Origin of the sequence: Gorillibacterium terrae (genome assembly GCF_051594785.1) — a bacterium.
Classification (GTDB): domain Bacteria; phylum Bacillota; class Bacilli; order Paenibacillales; family NBRC-103111; genus Gorillibacterium.
The window spans coordinates 152,619-168,542 of sequence record NZ_JBPPGI010000004.1 but is presented as its reverse complement, the minus strand read 5'-3'; the positions used below and the strand labels follow the sequence as shown (position 1 = coordinate 168,542).

Genomic DNA, 15,924 nt, shown 5'->3' with positions numbered 1-15,924 from the left:
GGCTTGAGGAATGACGCCGCCGGAACCGAAGGTCAGCGGCGGGTGAAAACCTGGAAGGTCACGCCGAACGGGTCGGTCACCATCCCGTAAGCGGGGCTGAAATGCACCGGCTGCAGCGGCAGCAGAACCCGCCCTTCCTCCGCCAGCGCATCGAACAAGCGCTTGGCGGCTTCGGCATCGGGAACGGTCAGGCAGACCTGCACCAGCCCGCCGGTCTCGGCGGGCTGACCGGGTGCCGCGTCCGCCACGAACAGGTCCGCGCCGTCCAGCTTCAGTACGGAATGCGCCACCCGGCTGCGGGCTTCCTCCGGCAGACGCTCGCCCGATCCGTCCGGCGCCTCCCCGAAGGTCTGGGCAAAGACCGCCTTTGCCCCCAGGGTCTTCTCGTAGTACCGGATGGCTTCGGCCGCCTTGCCGTCAAGCTGGATAAAGGGAGTCGCTTGCATGCTCATCGTGATCGCTCCTATCGTTTAAAGGAATGCCTCGTCCTCTCGGCGGGCTTATAACCAGTATATATCTCAACGGTGACGGTTTTTGTCATCAATACCTAAACGACCATTCCTCAGACAAGGAGTCCTGTCATGTCCCAGACGACCAAAAGAGCCCTCGCGGGCTCACTCAAGCATTTGCTGGAGAAGACTACGCTGGACAAGATCACCGTGAAGGACATCACGGAGGACTGCGGCGTGAATCGCCAGACCTTCTACTATCACTTCCAGGACGTCTACGATCTGCTTCGCTGGCTGTTCGATCAGGACGCCGAGCGGGCTCTGGGCGACAAGAAGACGTACGACACCTGGCAGGAGGGCTTCCTCCGCATGCTGGAATACGCCCGGGCCAACAAGGCGTTCACCGTCAACGCGTACCGGTCGCTCGGCCGGGAACTGCTGGAGACGTACCTGTACCGCATGACGCACGGCCTGCTGTTCGATGTGATCGACGAAAGCTCCAGCGGCCTGAAGGTCAGTGCCGAATACAAGGCCTTCATCGCCGACTTTTACAAATACGCCTTCGTCGGACTCGCGCTCGATTGGATTCGCGCCGACATGCGCGAGGAGCCCGCCGTCTTCATCGCCCGGCTCAGCCGCCTGCTGGAGGGAGAATTCCGCCGGAACCTGGAGAAGTTTGACACCGGCGCCTCCACCCTTGAACAACCGCATCCCTAAACCCTTTTGACAATCGGCGCCCGGTGTTCAAAGTTTGGACACCCGGCGCCGATTGTCTATTTTCCCGGCGCTTCGCCGTTCTTATGATGGGTTATGTAAGCAGCGTGACAACCTAAACCCATTGGAGGTTATCCATCATGGCGAACGAAACGCAAGCGAAGCAAGTCTATTTTGTCGGCGGCGGCCTCGCCTCCCTGGCCGGGGCGGTCTATCTGATCCGCGACGCCGGAATGGACGGCAGGAACATTCATGTCATCGAAGGCCTGCCGCTGCTCGGCGGCTCGAACGACGGCATCGGCACTCCGCAGAAGGGCTTTGTCTGCCGCGGCGGACGCATGCTGAATGAGGAGACCTACGAGAATTTCTGGGATCTGTTCCATTCGATCCCGTCCATCTACGAGCCGGGCAAGACCGTCAGCGAGGAAATTCTCGATTTCGACCACGCCCATCCGACCCATGCCAATGCGCGGCTGATCGACAAGGACGGCCGGGTGCTGGACGTGACGAGCATGGGCTTCACCATGGCCCACCGGATGGCGATGCTCAAGCTCATCCGCACGCCCGAAGAGAAGCTCGATCGGATGAAGATTTCCGACTGGTTCGATCCTTCGTTCTTTGAGACGAACTTCTGGTACATGTGGCAGACGACCTTCGCCTTCCAGGAGTGGTCCAGCCTGTTCGAGTTCCGCCGGTACATGAACCGGATGATCTTCGAATTCTCCCGCATCAACACGCTGGAGGGCGTAACCCGCACTCCGTACAACCAATACGATTCCCTCATTGTGCCGCTGCAAAAGTTCCTCGAGGAGCGCGGCGTCGATTTCTCGCTGCACTGCCGCGTCACCGACCTCGACTTTGCCGAAGGCGACGGCATCACGGTGACGGCGATCCGCTATGACGGCCTGAACGGCCCGGGCGTCCTTCGCCTGAACGAAGGCGACCTGTGCATCGTCACCAACGCCAGCATCACCGACTCGGCCACCCTCGGCGATCTGCATACGCCGGCTCCGTATACCCCCGAGCGGCCGCTGTCGGGCGACCTGTGGGCAAACCTGGTCGCCAAGAAGGGCCCGCGCCTCGGCAACCCGCAGCCGTTCTTCGGCAACGACAAGGAAACCCGCTGGACCTCGTTCACGGTCACCTCGAAGGGAAACAAGCTGCTGAAGAAGATCGAGCAATTTTCGCGGAACGTGCCCGGCAGCGGCGCGCTGATGACCTTCAAGGACTCGACCTGGCGGATGTCGATCGTCGTGGCGCACCAGCCCCACTTCATCAACCAGCCGGCCGACCAAACGATCTTCTGGGGCTATGGCTTGTACCCCGAGAAGCCCGGCGATTACGTCAAAAAGCCGATGCTTGACTGCACCGGCGAGGAGATGCTGACCGAGCTGCTGCATCATCTGCACTGGGAAGACGATAAGGATGCCCTCATGGAGGATATCATCAATGTGATTCCCTGCAACATGCCGTACATCGACGCCCTGTTCCAGCCGCGCAAGATGACCGACCGGCCGAAGGTCGTGCCGGAGGGCTCGACCAACCTGGCGCTGATCAGCCAGTTCGTCGAAATCCCCGAGGACATGGTCTTCACCGAGGAGTACTCCGTCCGCGCCGCCCGCATCGCCGTCTACACGCTGATGGGCATCAAGCGGCCGATCGCCCCGGTAACCCCGTACAACCGCGACATTCGCGTGCTGCTGAAGGCGGTCAATACCAGTTTCCGGTGAGGCGATCCACAGACCCGATTCCCGATTTTCAACAACGGCCGCTTTCCGGCCTCCATCCGATTTCCACGAAGAAGAGCGCTCTGCCGGTGTCCCGGCGGGGCGCTCTTTTTTTGACGAGGGAGCTTCTCAGATCACCATGCCGTTGTTGGGGCTGATGATCTGGCCGGTCAGCGATTCCTGGGCCAGCACCGCCAAGGCGAGCTCGGCGATATCCTCAGGTGTGGAAATGCGTCCAAGCGGCAGGCTGCCGCTCAATCGGCGCATCTTCTCCTCCTCCCCCTGCCACCAGCGGGTCGCGACGGCAGCCGGAGCCAGAGCGTTCACCCGGATTTCCGGAGCCAGGGCCCGGGCGAGCGATTTGGTCAGCCCATGCAGAGCCGCTTTGGTGACCGCATACGGCAGGGACGAGCCCGAGCCGGTAATCCCCGCAATGCTGCCCATCTGCAGGATGGCTCCTCTGCGTTCCCTGAGCGCCGGAGCCGCCGCGCGGGCGCAATAGAACGCTCCCTTGACGTTGACGCTCCAGAGGGAATCCCACATCTCCTCCGTTGCGCCCTCCAGATCGGACAACTCCAACTGCCGGGTTATCCCGGCATTATTGACCAGGGCGTCAATGCCGCCGTAGAGCGCAGACGCCCGCTGGACCAACTCCCGCACCGCCGCGTCGTCCGCCACATCGGCTCGGATGAGCGTCACCTCGCCGCCCGACTCCCGGAGGAGCGCCGCTGTCTCTTCGGCCTCCGCTTCCGAATGGGCGTAATTCAGGATCACCTTGGCTCCCTGCTCCGCGAGCTTCCGGCAGATCGCCCTTCCGATTCCGGTCGCTCCTCCGGTAACCACCACGACCTTGTCCCGATATTCCATTCCGTCGTCCTCCTTTGGATCTCGTAAGGTCTGCTTCCAGGGTACCGGGTTGCAGGGAAAAGGTATAATAAGAAAAAACGATCTCGGGCATCACGGGAGCAGATGGGAGGAAGCCGGATGGAAAGCTTGGAATTGCGCATCTTCCGGGAGGTAGCCCATGCGCAGTCCATTTCACGCGCGGCCGATAAAATGAACTACGCGCAATCGGGAGTCACCGCACATATCCGCAAGCTGGAGGAGGAATTGGGGACAGCCTTGTTCATCCGCCACAGCAGAGGGGTCACGTTGACGGCGGAGGGCAAGGAGCTGCTGGGGTACGCCGACCGGATTCTCGGCTTGCTGGATAACGCCAAGAGCCTCTTGCGAAAGAACGCCGCCGTGTTGCGCATCGGAGCGATTCAGACGATCGCCGCCGGACGGCTTCCGGGCTGGCTTGCGCGGCTCAAGGAAATCTGCCCGGAAGCGCGGCTGTCCGTCACCGTCTCCACCCAATCCGAGCTGGCCGCAGCCGTGGCCGACGGCCAGTTGGACGGCGCCTTCGTCCATGCCGGGCTCGAGCACCCGCGCTTGCAGACGATTCTCGTCTTCCCCGAGCCGCTCGCGCTGATCGCCGCACCCGGCACGCCGCCGGACAAGCTGGCCGGACAGCCGATCGTGGTGGCCGATTTCCCCGGTTGTCCCTATCGGCAGCGCCTGGAGGCCTGGACGCTGCGCCATACCTCCAGACAGCCGGAGACGCTCGCCATGGATTCGGTCGAAGCGATCCTGAAGGCCGTCTCTCTGGGGCTGGGCATTAGCTTGCTGCCTTACAGCGTCCTGCCTCCCGCTTATCCGGCGGAAATCTTCCCGGCAGATGAGCTGGAGCGGCCGTTTATCCAGTTTGTCACCCTCCGGGAGGGAGAGCATCCCTTGCTCGGCCGGTTTACGGAAGCGGTCTGCGCAACCGTCTAAAGGGAGCCCTGTCCGGCGAAAAGACCGCAACCTGCCAGCCTACCGAAGACGCGGGGGAAGGGCGTCCGAATCTCCCGATTCCGTTGCTCGCCCGCTGCCGTTGTGCTATAGTAAATTTCTGTCTTTCCAAGGGAACGGCAAGAATGATCCATGGAGGTAACTGATTTTGACAGACGCGAATCAAAGTGCCTATCTGGAAGAAGTGTCGCGGCTGCGCACGACATCGCAAGAAATCCAAGCGCAGCGGGCACGCCTGGAAGCGGTCCCCCGGTACCGCGGGGACGATTACACCGAGCAGGTGCTGGAGGGCGTCCGCGAGGAGAGCCGCCAGCAGCTGGCAAGAACCGCCGACGAGCCGTACTTCGGCCGGCTGGATTACCAGGAGAAGGGCAAGCCCGAGCCGATGCCGCTCTATATCGGCAAGCGGGGCCTCGAGCGCTCCGATGACGGCAGGCTGCTCGTCATCGATTGGCGCGCGCCTGTGGCCGAGCTGTATTACTCGTTCACCGGCGGCGAGGACACCGCTTCGTACGAATCGCCGGACGGAACCGTCGAAGGCGACGTTCACCTGAAGCGGAACCTGCTGATCCGCCAAGGCGAGCTCCAGCGGCTGGTCGACGCCTTCGTGCGCGGCCAAGAGGGGATCGGCGCCGGGGTGTCAGATGATTTCCTGCTCTATCGCCTCGGCGAAAACAAAGACAACAAGCTCCGCGACATCGTCTCGACGATCCAGGCGGAGCAGGACCGGATCATCCGCGCCGACCGCAACCAGGCGCTGATCATCCAGGGGGTCGCGGGAAGCGGCAAGACGACGGTCGCGCTGCACCGGCTCGCCTTCCTGCTGTACCGCTACCGCGAGAGCATGCGGGCCGAGCGGATGATCATCTTTGCGCCGAACCGGATGTTCCTCGATTACATTTCCGGCGTGCTGCCCGAGCTCGGGGTCGGCCACATCAAGCAGACCACCTTCCCGGAATGGGCGCTCGACCGGCTGAACGAGCCGCTCAAGCTGGTCGACGCGGCCGCTTCGTACGACGAGCATTTCCGGCTGCCGGGGAGCTCGGCCGCGGCTGCGGCCAAGAAGGGCCGCAAAGCCGCTGCCGGAGCGGCTCGGACGGCCGAACCCGCCGGTGAGAACGGCGGGCCCGAGTCCCTGACCACCGCGGCCGAACCGGCAGCCGCATCCGAACCGCCCGCCGGCCGGTTCAAGGGCTCTCTCGCCTTCCGGGAACGGATCGACGCCGAGCTCGACCGCTATGAAGCGTCCTACATCCCCGACTTGGACTACAGCCCCTGGGAGGGGAAGGTGCTGCGGGCGGCGCAGATCCGTAAATGGTTCTATGAAGAAATCCGCCATTATCCGCTGTTGAAACGCCGCCAGCGCGGCGAAGCCCGCATCCGCCGCTGGCTGGAGATGCAGCTCGACCAGATCGGCGATCCGAAGGTGCGCAAGGACCGCAAGGGCAAGGCGAACGCCAAGCTCAAGACCTACCTGAAGCAGTGGCCCGCTTATACGCCGCTTACCTTTTACGCCCGGCTGTTTGAGGCGGACGGTTCATCCGCCGCAGGAGTTCCTGCCAGCATCGCGGAGCCGACGCTCAAGGGGCTGCGCAAGAAAACCGTCGCCGAGGAGGACCTCGCTCCCCTCTTGCATATCCATAACCGCTGGTACGGCGTGGAGGGGAACGACCGGTTCGATCACGCCGTCATCGACGAAGCCCAGGACTTCTCCCCCTTCCAGCTTGCCGTGCTCCGGCAGCATGTGCCGACCGGCTCGTTCACCATCCTGGGCGACTTGGCCCAGGGGATTCACGATTACCGCGGCATTCACCGCTGGGAGGAATTCCTCGAGCAGTTCCCCGAAGAAGGCCGCGGCTTCTACCGGCTCGACCGCAGCTACCGGTCGACGACGGAGATCATCGAATTCGCCAACGGCGTGCTCACGAACGGCGGCCTTGGCGATTCGCTGGCCGTCCCGGTGTTCCGCACCGGGGAGCCGGTGCGGCTTCGCCGGGTCGAGCCGGCTGAGCGCCTCTCCGCTCTGGCGGAGGCGGTCTCCGGCCTGCTCGCCGAAGGCGGCATCAACACCGCAGCGGTGATCACCCGCACGGCGGAGGAAGCCGCCCGGGCCCACGCCGAGCTGGCCGGGCGGGGCATGCCCGCCAACCTGATCCACGCGGGCAACCTCCGCTACGAGGGCGGGCTGTCCGTCGTTCCCGTCTACCTGGCGAAGGGACTGGAGTTCGACGCCGTTATCCTGGCCGACGTCGATGAGCTCCATTACGAAGCCACGGAGCGGGACGCCAAGCTGCTCTACGTGGCATCCACCCGCGCCCTGCACCGGCTGGAGGTTCACTGCGCCGGGGAGCCTTCCCGTCTGCTGCCGCAACCGAAGCAGACCGAGCAGCCGGCCGATGGGACAACCGCTTGATTCGCAGCAAAAAGAGCGTTCTCCCCTTCGCAATCCGCGAAGGGAAGAACGCTTTTCGTCTTTCCGAGGACCTCTTCCATCGCCCGGTCCGGCCTTCTCCCGGACTGCGGCCCGCTTCTCCGGACCGGCCTTCTCCTTCAAGCCGCGCCATTCTACTTCGGGCTTGCCTTCTCCCCCGGGCTGCGGCTTTCTTCTCCGAGCCATGCCTTTCTTCTGCAGACCGGCTTGCTCTTCCGGTCCGCTTTGCCCTACAGCCCCAACCACTTCTTGAATAATTGCTTGGTCGTGTCTTTGTTCATCTCCGCAATCGAGGTGGTCAGCGGGATGCCCTTCGGACAGGAACGGACGCAGTTCTGCGAGTTGCCGCAGCCCTCGATCCCGCCGTCCTCCATGAGCGCATCGAGCCGCTCGTGCTTGTTCATCTCGCCGGTCGGATGGGCGTTGAACAGCCGCACCTGGGAGATGGCGGCCGGTCCGATGAAGCTCGTGCGGTCATTGACGTTCGGGCAAGCTTCCAGGCAGACGCCGCAAGTCATGCATTTGGACAGCTCATACGCCCATTGGCGCTTGGCCTCCGCCATCCTCGGTCCGGGACCGAGGTCGTAGGTGCCGTCGATGGGAATCCAGGCCTTGACCTTTTTCAGCGCGGTGAACATCCGCCCGCGGTCGATCACCAGGTCGCGGATCACCGGGAACGTCTTCATCGGCGCGATCCGGATCGGCTGCTCCAGCTTGTCGACGAGCGCGCTGCAGGCCTGGCGCGGCTTGCCGTTGATCACCATCGAGCAGGCGCCGCACACCTCCTCCAGGCAATTGGACTCCCAGCACACCGGCGTCGTCTTCGCGCCTCCGGCGTTGACCGGGTTGCGCTGAATGTCCATCAGCGCCGTGATGACGTTCATATTCGGCCGATACGGCACCTCGAATTCTTCGGTGTAGGCTGGAGATTTCGGGTCGTCCTGGCGGGTGACGATCAGCTTGACCGTTCGTTTGACAGCCGAGACGGCGGCCGGCGTTCCCGTGCGGTCCCGGGCATCGACCGCTTCCAGCTCGAGAGGAAGGGCCGCTTCCGCCATGCTCGCCTGCGGCCGGGCTGCGTTTGCCGTTCTGTCTGCCATATCAGTGCGCTCCTTTCTTCTTGTCGGTCGTATAGTCGCGCTTGCGCGGCGGGATCAGCGAGACGTCGACCGGCTCGTATTCGATCTCCGGGCCGTCCGGCGTATACCGCGCCTTCGTCGTCTTGAGGAAATGCTCGTCGTCGCGTTCCGGGAATTCCGGCTTGTAATGCGCCCCGCGGCTCTCGTTGCGGAGCAGCGCCCCCTTCGTCATCGCCTGAGCCAGCACGAGCATGTTGCCGAGCTGGCGGGTGAAGGCGACGGCCTGGTTGCTCCAGCGGGCGGTGTCCGTCATGCTGATGCGCCGGTAACGCTGGCGGAGCGTGTCCAGGTTATCCAAGGTCGCCTGAAGCTTGGAGTTGTAGCGGACGACGGTCATGTTCTCGGTCATCATCTCGCCCAGCTCGCGGTGAATCTGGTAGGCGTTCTCGGTGCCGTCGAGGCGCAGCAGCTGCTCGTACGTGTCGGCCTGCCGGTCGCGCTCGGCTTCGAACAGCCGCGAAGACACATCCTCCGCGCGCTTCGCCAATCCCTGCATGTACTCGATCGCCTTCGGACCGGCTACCATGCCGCCGAAGATCGAGGAGACGAGCGAATTGGCGCCGAGCCGGTTCGCGCCGTGGACGGTGTAATCGCATTCCCCTGCCGCGAACAGCCCGGGGATGTTGGTCATCTGGTTGTAATCGACCCACAGCCCACCCATCGAATAATGGACGGCCGGGAAAATCTTCATCGGAATCTTGCGCGGGTCCTCGCCCATGAATTTCTCGTAGATTTCGAGAATGCCGCCGAGCTTGATGTCCAGCTCCTTCGGGTCCTTGTGCGACAGGTCGAGGTAGACCATATTCTCGCCGTTAATCCCAAGCTTCTGGTTGACGCAGACGTCGAAAATCTCCCGGGTGGCGATATCGCGCGGCACGAGGTTGCCGTAGGCGGGGTATTTTTCCTCCAGGAAGTACCAGGGCTTGCCGTCCTTGTAGGTCCAGATCCGGCCGCCTTCGCCGCGCGCCGACTCCGACATCAGCCGCAGCTTGTCGTCGCCGGGGATCGCCGTCGGGTGAATCTGAATGAACTCCCCGTTGGCGTAATAGACGCCCTGCTGGTAGGCCGCGCTGGCCGCCGTACCCGTGTTGATGACCGAATTGGTCGTCTTGCCGAAAATAATCCCCGGGCCCCCGGTCGCCAGAATGACCGCGTCCGAGGGGAAGGCCCGCAGCTCCATGGAGCGCAGGTCTTGCGCCGTGATCCCCCGGCAGACTCCCTCGTCATCCAGGACAACCGAGGTGAATTCCCAGAATTCGTATTTGGTGACCAGTCCCGCCGCTTCGTGGCGGCGGACCTGCTCGTCGAGCGCATAGAGCAGCTGCTGCCCGGTGGTCGCCCCGGCAAACGCCGTGCGGTGGTATTTCGTTCCGCCGAACCGGCGGAAATCGAGGAAGCCCTCGGGCGTCCGGTTAAACATGACGCCCATCCGGTCCATCAGGTGGATGATGCCGGGAGCCGCGTCGCACATCGCCTTCACCGGCGGCTGGTTGGCGAGGAAGTCCCCGCCGTAGACCGTGTCGTCGAAATGCTCCCAGGTCGAGTCGCCCTCGCCCTTGGTATTGACCGCTCCGTTGATGCCGCCCTGGGCGCAAACCGAGTGCGAGCGCTTGACCGGCACGAAGGAGAACAGCTCGACCGGCACTCCGGCCTCCGCCGCCTTGACGGTCGCCATGAGTCCGGCGAGGCCGCCGCCGACCACGATGAGTTTATTCGCCGCCATGCTACATCACCTGTCCTTTCAACGCCGCGGCTGCCGTGGCTGCTTTTTCAAACTCCGATCCGGTAAAGGCGCCGAGCGTCAACACGAACATGACCGAAATGACGAGGAACAGCGCAAACCAGATGTAGCCCGAGATTCTTTGCGCCCGAGGGCCCACCGTGATGCCCCAGCTCACCAGGAAGGACCACATGCCGTTGGTAAAGTGGAAGGAAGCCGCAATCGTGCCGATTATGTATAGCGCAAAAGAAACGGGCTGCGTCAGAATCTCGTGCATCCGGATGCCGAGCTCTTCGTGCGTCACATGGCCGAGCGCCAGTTGAATCCGCGTCTCGTAGACATGCCAGCCGATGAAGACAAGCGTAATGACACCGGTTACACGTTGGAGCATGAACATGATATTGCGGTAGTACCCGTAGCGCTTGACGTTGTTTTTGGCCGTAAACGCCACATACAAGCCGTAGATTCCGTGATAGAGAATCGGCAGCCAAATCAACAAAATCTCCAAGCCGAGCACGAGCGGCAGGCTGTTGATCCATTCGATCTTCTCGTTGAAGCCCTCGGCTCCCTCGTTGTAAGCGGAATAGTTCGTGATCAGATGCTCCAGCAAAAAGAACCCGATCGGCACTACTCCGAGCAGCGAGTGAATCTTGCGAAAATAATACGAATTCCCCTTCATCGCTCCGCCTCCCACGCGTCCATGGTCATCTTTTCCGACTTTCTCTTAAATCCTTACATATCCCCTCTTACAACAAATAACCCTGCCGCAAGCAATTGATGCAGCGTTCACCGAATTGTCAAAATGTTAACATTCGCTGTGACTAATTTCATAGTACTCCTTTTGCTCTTATAATGGAAATGTCAATCTTGTATAATGAATGATAACCAAATGGCATAAGAGAGGAGGATGGCGGTGAGCGATTTCGAGGTCTTTGCCGCAGTGGTTGAGGAGGCCAGCGTGAATCGGGCGGCGGCTGCCCTGAACCTGTCTCAGCCCGCCGTGTCGCGGAAGATCATGGCGATGGAGGAGGAGCTCGGCTTGCGCCTGTTCGACCGCGAGGGCAAGCGGCTGCGGCTGACCCGGGCAGGGCGAATCTATTATGAATATGCCGTCAAAATTCGAGCATTGGAAAAAGAGCTGCGGGACGCCTTCGGCCGCATCCGCGAGGGCACGGCCCCGCTGGCGCTGACGATCGGGGCGAGTCTGACCACCCTGCAAACGACGCTGCCCGACCTGATCACGGCGTATGCCGAAGCTTATCCGGAGACGGAGATCAAAGCGGTGACCGGCAAAACCCATGAGATCATCGCGCTCGTGAAAGAGAAGCAAGTCGACATCGGCCTCGTCGCTTCCCGCGCCGACCAGGCGGGCGTCCGCTCGGTGCCGCTGTTCGACGACCATCTGGCGCTCCTGCTGCCCGCCGGCCATCCGCTCCTCGACCAAGACCGGATCGAAATGAAGGACCTGAACGGCCTGCCGATGATCCTGTTCTCCCGCGGCACCTGGTACCGGACGCTGGTGGATGAACTGTTCGAAGCGAACGGCCTCACGCCCGACATGCGGATGGAGATCGATTCCTTCGAGGCGATCCTCCGGCTCGTCCCGTCGCTTCGGGCGGCTACCCTGCTGCCGATGTCCTACCTGCGGCGGCAGCTCCTGGAATCGGGAGAGCTCGCGCTGCGCCAGCTTCCGGAACTGGAAGCGGCGAAGCGCACCACCTCCCTCATCTTCACCGAGGAGGCGGCCGCTTCGCCGCATTTGCAACGTTTTGTGGAGAAGGCGCAGGCTTACTGGGCCGAACGCGCGAAGGTCCCTTCCTTGCCTCTGACCGTTTGATGATCGTCTCAATCCCTTGGTTTTGCGGCCAGTCGCTCCCTACCGGTCCGCGATCTCGACCTCGAACCGTTCGATCTGTTCATTCGTGCCGATCACGACCAGGACATCCTCAAGCTCGACCCGCTCTTCCGCCTCGGGAGCGATGACCACCCGGCCGCTGCGGTTGAAGAGCGCGACGACGCTGACGCCGAACCGGGCGCGCGGATTGATCTCGCGCAGCGTCTGCCCGGCGATCTCCGGCGTCGCCGCCAGCTCGGCGATCGTATACTCCTTGGACAGCTCGATGTAATCGAGCAGATTCGGCGTGCCGAGCTGGTGGGCAACGCGGATGCCCATGTCGCGCTCGGGGAAGACGACGCGGTCCACGCCGATCTTGTCCAGCACCTTGCCGTGAATCTTCGATACCGCCTTCGCCACCACGGTCTTCACGCCGATGTCCTTCAATAGGATCGCGGTCATGATGCTCGCCTGAACATCGCTGCCGATCGCCACCACGCCGCAGTCGAAGTTGCGCAGGCCCAAGGAGCGCAAGGTTCCCTCGTCGATGGCGTCCGCCACCACCGCATGGGTCAGGTAGGGACTCATGTCGTTCACCCGCTCCTCGTCCCGGTCGATGCCGAGCACCTCATAGTCCAATTGAAACAGCTCTCTGGCGAGGCTGGCCCCGAACCGTCCCAATCCGATGACCGCAAATTGCTTTTTTCCCATTTCGCTCGTCCTCCGCTTTCATCTCGGGGCCATGCGCTTGCCGCGCGTTCAGGCCGCTATCCGATCGTTATTTTGCCCTCGGGGTACCGGAACAGTTCTTTCTCCGGCTTCGGCTGAAGGGCGTAGGCCAAGGTCAGGGGGCCCAACCGGCCCAGGAACATCATGAAGATAATCAGGATTTTGCCGACGAGGGTCAGGTGAGGCGTGAGTCCCATGGACAGCCCCACCGTTCCGAACGCCGAGGTCACCTCGAACAGGATGCGCAGGAAGTTCACATCCTCGGTGGTGGACAGCACCATCGCGACGGCGACCACCAGCATGAGGGCAAACAGCGTCAGGGTGATCGCTTTGTAGATGCGGTCCTTCGCCAGCCGGCTGCGGAAGAAGACGATGTCCTCCTTGCCGCGCAGCATGGCGATCATCGCACCGATCAGGATCGAGAAGGTGGTGGTCTTGATGCCGCCCCCGGTGGAACCGGGGGACGCCCCGATGAACATCAGGATGATGGTAAAAAACTGCGAGGCCTGGCGCATGCCCGTCACGTCGATGGTGTTGGCTCCCGCCGTCCTGGGCGTCACCGAGGCGAAGAACGAGGCGAGCACCTTGCCCCCCGGATGAAGCGGCCGGAGCGTGAGCGGGTTGGTGTATTCGAAGACATAGAACACCACAGCGCCGATCCCGATCAGAAGAACCGTCGAGGTCAGCACCACCTTGGTGTGCAGCGAGAGACGGCGTCTCTCGCGGTAATCGTTCAGCTCGGCGATGACGACGAAGCCGATGCCGCCGATGACGATCAGCAGCATGACCACGAGGTTCACGAGCGGATCGTTGGCATAGGAGGTCAGGCTGCTGAACGGACCGGTGAGCGGCCCGAACAAGTCGAACCCGGCGTTGTTGAACATCGATACCCCGTGAAACAGGCCGAAGAGCAGCGCTTGTCCGGGAGGCATATCGAAGGAGAAGCGGAACGCGAGCAGAAGCGCTCCTGTCCCTTCCACCACCAGGGCATAGAGCAACACCCGGCGGATCAGCCGGACGATGCCCGCCATGCTGCTCTGGTTGAGGGCTTCCTGCAGGATCAGCCGCTCCCGCAAGGAAATCTTCCGGCGGAAGACGAGCATGATGAGGCTTGCCATCGTCATGAAGCCGAGCCCGCCGACCTGGATCAGCAGCAGAATGACCAGCTTGCCCATCAGGCTCCAGTGCAGGCCGGTGTCGACCACGACCAGCCCGGTCACGCAGGTGGCGGAGGTCGAGGTGAACAGCGCGTCCAGGAACGGAGTAGCCTGTCCCGAAGCGGATGAAGCGGGCAGCATCAACAGAAATCCGCCGGTCAGAATGATGAGGGCGAAGCCGGTGACCAGAATCTGCGGCGGGGTCAGCCGGACGAATAGGCGGCGCGCACCGCGGCTTAGGCTAGATTTTACGGCCATAGGGCTGCTCCTCCCTTCGTTCGGAATGATGGTCCGTCTCCATTTATTTATCCCTACTGCGTTCTTATCCATAATGAAATAGATTATAGCCCGCAGCCGCCGATTTTCCAATGCCTTTTCCGGAAGGCGTCCCGCCGAAGCCTGCCGCCCGAGAGGGGAGCGCTTGCCGGTCATGGACTCCGCCGATTGGCAGCGGTTATAATAAACAGGAAAGTGTTCTCAGGACGATAGGACGACTTGAAGGAGGAAAAGGCTTGTTCTCAATCCGGCTTAACCGCAAGCTCCTGATTTTGGCGCTGATCGGCGTCGCCCTGTACCTCTCCGTGGTCGCCTGGTACGGCATCCAGGGAGAAGACAATCCCGACAGCATGCCTTCCCAGCCCCCCGTTACCCAAGCAACGGCGGAGGCCAAAGCCCTCGAATGGTATGGCAGCCACATGTCCGGCCCGCCCGCCCGGGCGGAAGAAACCGTCTATATCACCGACAAGAAGACGGAAGCCTATCTCGCCAAGAACGACCTTCTGGACGAGTACGACAAGAAGCTCAAGAAGACGCTGCCGCTTGAATTCTGGCGGGTCGAGCTCGCCGTCGGAGACAGACAGCGGGTCTACGTGCTGGTCGGCTTGGACGAAGCCCGCGTGTTCGGCTTCCAGGCCGCCAAGCCTTTTTCCGAGCAGGCTCCCGTGGTGGAGCAAGGCACACCCAATCAGGCGGAGAACGGCCTGCGGGCCATCGGCTTCAATCCGTCGGACTTTACGATGGGCGTTCCGGATTCCGAGATCGCTTCATTCGGCAACGTTTCCCTCAAGATTCCCTTTACGGCAAAAGCTCTTTCCATCGGCGAAGCCAAGGTCGTCGTAAACGTCCATTCCAACCAGACCGGGATCACCCAATCGGCTCCCTCCTTCCAGCTTCCCGCCGATTTCGTCTCCTGGCTGAACGGCCAGGACCGGGGCGCTGCGGTCTACAGCTTCCTCTACATGGCCGGCGCCTTTATCTTCGGATTGGTCGGACTCATTCTGATGATCGTCAAGCGCAAGAACGCCCGCTTCAGCCGCGGCATCCTGTTCAGCCTGGTGTTCCTGTCGGCGATCAGCCTCTACACCTACAACAGCCTGCCCGCCCAGAAGGCCAGCGTCGCGCCGAGTCAGCTCGCTTCGATCAGCGACAGCCTGCTGTTCTTCTCGAGCCTCGTCATCTATGCGCTGCTCGCCGTGTCCGTCTACTTCAACGCCGTGTCGGGCGACGTCCTCTGGCGGGAAAGGGGCTGGAACCCCTGGCCGCGCTGGAAGGACGACGGGTTTGGCCGTCACGTCTATGCCAGCATGGGACGCGGTTACCTGATCAGCATCTTTATCATGGGCGTCCAGCAGGTGCTGTTCCTGTTCGCCTTTGAGGCGTTCGATACCTTCTCCGTCAGCGACCCGTCCCAGTCGCTGGATAACCTCTATTGGCCCTGGCTGTTTCCGACGCTAGCCTGGTACGCGGGGATCGGCGAAGAGCTGGCGTTCCGGCTGTTCGGGATCGCGCTGTTCCGCAAGATGCTGCCGGAAGGCAAGAGCCGCGTCGGCCGGCAGCTCGTCCGCTTCCTCTGCGTGCTGCTGCCGGCGCTCGTCTGGGCGGCCGGCCATGCCGCTTACGCCTTCTACCCCAATTATACGCGCCTGTTCGAAGTAACGGCGCTGGGGCTCATCTTCGGCTACGTGTTCCTCCGCTACGGTCTGTATACCGCCATCTTCGCACACGTCTCGATGGACATCATCCTCATGAGCCTGTCCTATATGACGGCGGAGAAGACCGTCGGCGCCATCCTGCTCGGCCTCTTCTATATGGCGACGCCGCTGCTCGTCGCCGTGGTCATCCGCTTCCTGCACGGCCGGTTTCATCGCCGTTCTTCGGAACAAGCGGAAGGGCCGGCTTGATCGCCGGC

The 15,924-nt window shown here is 62.3% G+C and carries 13 protein-coding genes; 6 read left to right on the top strand and 7 right to left on the bottom strand.

From position 1 onward, the window contains the following. Positions 1-32: 32 nt before the first annotated feature. A complete protein-coding gene (locus ACSEXS_RS15850; RefSeq protein ID WP_438434209.1) occupies positions 33-452 on the bottom strand; it encodes a VOC family protein in 420 nt (139 codons plus the stop codon). Between the two features lie 129 nt (positions 453-581). On the opposite strand from ACSEXS_RS15850, the gene ACSEXS_RS15845 reads away from it, so the two are divergent. Together ACSEXS_RS15845 and ACSEXS_RS15840 are read left to right on the top strand one after the other, a co-directional pair. Continuing rightward, positions 582-1,166 (top strand): TetR/AcrR family transcriptional regulator, encoded by a 585-nt coding sequence (locus ACSEXS_RS15845; RefSeq protein ID WP_438434208.1) that lies wholly within the window; start codon positions 582-584, stop codon positions 1,164-1,166. A gap of 137 nt (positions 1,167-1,303) precedes the next feature. Continuing rightward, positions 1,304-2,893: an oleate hydratase gene (locus ACSEXS_RS15840; protein WP_438434207.1), complete on the top strand. Its 1,590-nt coding sequence runs from the start codon at positions 1,304-1,306 to the stop codon at positions 2,891-2,893. A 126-nt stretch (positions 2,894-3,019) separates the two neighbouring features. Here ACSEXS_RS15840 and ACSEXS_RS15835 read toward each other — a convergent pair whose 3' ends face one another. After that, the gene (locus tag ACSEXS_RS15835) at positions 3,020-3,757 is read right to left on the bottom strand and encodes an SDR family NAD(P)-dependent oxidoreductase (RefSeq protein ID WP_438434206.1); all 738 of its coding nucleotides are present in this window, start codon (positions 3,755-3,757) and stop codon (positions 3,020-3,022) included. Positions 3,758-3,874: 117 nt separating this feature from the next. Between ACSEXS_RS15835 and ACSEXS_RS15830 the strand changes: the two genes are divergently transcribed. Continuing rightward, the gene (locus ACSEXS_RS15830) at positions 3,875-4,708 is read left to right on the top strand and encodes a LysR family transcriptional regulator (RefSeq protein WP_438434205.1); all 834 of its coding nucleotides are present in this window, start codon (positions 3,875-3,877) and stop codon (positions 4,706-4,708) included. Positions 4,709-4,874: 166 nt separating this feature from the next. Then, positions 4,875-7,139, top strand: a complete 2,265-nt coding sequence (locus ACSEXS_RS15825) for a HelD family protein (protein WP_438434204.1) — start codon at positions 4,875-4,877, stop codon at positions 7,137-7,139. 248 nt (positions 7,140-7,387) lie between these two features. Here ACSEXS_RS15825 and sdhB read toward each other — a convergent pair whose 3' ends face one another. Genes sdhB through ACSEXS_RS15810 form a run of 3 tightly spaced genes read right to left on the bottom strand, consistent with a single transcriptional unit; the run spans position 7,388 to position 10,695 of the window. After that, a complete protein-coding gene (gene sdhB, locus ACSEXS_RS15820) occupies positions 7,388-8,257 on the bottom strand; it encodes a succinate dehydrogenase iron-sulfur subunit (protein WP_438434203.1) in 870 nt (289 codons plus the stop codon). Position 8,258: 1 nt separating this feature from the next. Continuing rightward, positions 8,259-10,019 (bottom strand): succinate dehydrogenase flavoprotein subunit, encoded by a 1,761-nt coding sequence (sdhA, locus tag ACSEXS_RS15815; protein ID WP_438434202.1) that lies wholly within the window; start codon positions 10,017-10,019, stop codon positions 8,259-8,261. 1 nt (position 10,020) lies between these two features. Next, positions 10,021-10,695: a succinate dehydrogenase cytochrome b558 subunit gene (locus tag ACSEXS_RS15810; RefSeq protein ID WP_438434201.1), complete on the bottom strand. Its 675-nt coding sequence runs from the start codon at positions 10,693-10,695 to the stop codon at positions 10,021-10,023. Positions 10,696-10,929: 234 nt separating this feature from the next. Here ACSEXS_RS15810 and ACSEXS_RS15805 point away from each other — a divergent pair, with 234 nt between their 5' ends. Continuing rightward, positions 10,930-11,853 carry a LysR family transcriptional regulator gene (locus ACSEXS_RS15805; RefSeq protein ID WP_438434200.1) on the top strand — a complete coding sequence of 308 codons (924 nt, stop codon included), beginning with the start codon at positions 10,930-10,932 and terminating at the stop codon, positions 11,851-11,853. A gap of 39 nt (positions 11,854-11,892) precedes the next feature. On the opposite strand, the gene ACSEXS_RS15800 is transcribed toward ACSEXS_RS15805, so the two are convergent. Together ACSEXS_RS15800 and ACSEXS_RS15795 are read right to left on the bottom strand one after the other, a co-directional pair. Further along, positions 11,893-12,561 carry a potassium channel family protein gene (locus ACSEXS_RS15800; RefSeq protein ID WP_438434199.1) on the bottom strand — a complete coding sequence of 223 codons (669 nt, stop codon included), beginning with the start codon at positions 12,559-12,561 and terminating at the stop codon, positions 11,893-11,895. Positions 12,562-12,617: 56 nt separating this feature from the next. Next, positions 12,618-13,994 carry a TrkH family potassium uptake protein gene (locus tag ACSEXS_RS15795; protein ID WP_438434198.1) on the bottom strand — a complete coding sequence of 459 codons (1,377 nt, stop codon included), beginning with the start codon at positions 13,992-13,994 and terminating at the stop codon, positions 12,618-12,620. A gap of 254 nt (positions 13,995-14,248) precedes the next feature. On the opposite strand from ACSEXS_RS15795, the gene ACSEXS_RS15790 reads away from it, so the two are divergent. After that, positions 14,249-15,916 (top strand): CPBP family intramembrane glutamic endopeptidase, encoded by a 1,668-nt coding sequence (locus ACSEXS_RS15790; protein ID WP_438434197.1) that lies wholly within the window; start codon positions 14,249-14,251, stop codon positions 15,914-15,916. Positions 15,917-15,924: the final 8 nt, after the last annotated feature.

What these genes read in the sequence shown, in the direction of transcription:
- ACSEXS_RS15850 (WP_438434209.1), bottom strand. Translation starts at nt 452, where the DNA reads ATGAGCATGCAAGCGACTCCCTTTATCCAGCTTGACGGCAAGGCGGCC.
- ACSEXS_RS15845 (WP_438434208.1), top strand. Translation starts at nt 582, where the DNA reads ATGTCCCAGACGACCAAAAGAGCCCTCGCGGGCTCACTCAAGCATTTG.
- ACSEXS_RS15840 (WP_438434207.1), top strand. Translation starts at nt 1,304, where the DNA reads ATGGCGAACGAAACGCAAGCGAAGCAAGTCTATTTTGTCGGCGGCGGC.
- ACSEXS_RS15835 (WP_438434206.1), bottom strand. Translation starts at nt 3,757, where the DNA reads ATGGAATATCGGGACAAGGTCGTGGTGGTTACCGGAGGAGCGACCGGA.
- ACSEXS_RS15830 (WP_438434205.1), top strand. Translation starts at nt 3,875, where the DNA reads ATGGAAAGCTTGGAATTGCGCATCTTCCGGGAGGTAGCCCATGCGCAG.
- sdhB (WP_438434203.1), bottom strand. Translation starts at nt 8,257, where the DNA reads ATGGCAGACAGAACGGCAAACGCAGCCCGGCCGCAGGCGAGCATGGCG.
- sdhA (WP_438434202.1), bottom strand. Translation starts at nt 10,019, where the DNA reads ATGGCGGCGAATAAACTCATCGTGGTCGGCGGCGGCCTCGCCGGACTC.
- ACSEXS_RS15810 (WP_438434201.1), bottom strand. Translation starts at nt 10,695, where the DNA reads ATGAAGGGGAATTCGTATTATTTTCGCAAGATTCACTCGCTGCTCGGA.
- ACSEXS_RS15800 (WP_438434199.1), bottom strand. Translation starts at nt 12,561, where the DNA reads ATGGGAAAAAAGCAATTTGCGGTCATCGGATTGGGACGGTTCGGGGCC.
- ACSEXS_RS15795 (WP_438434198.1), bottom strand. Translation starts at nt 13,994, where the DNA reads ATGGCCGTAAAATCTAGCCTAAGCCGCGGTGCGCGCCGCCTATTCGTC.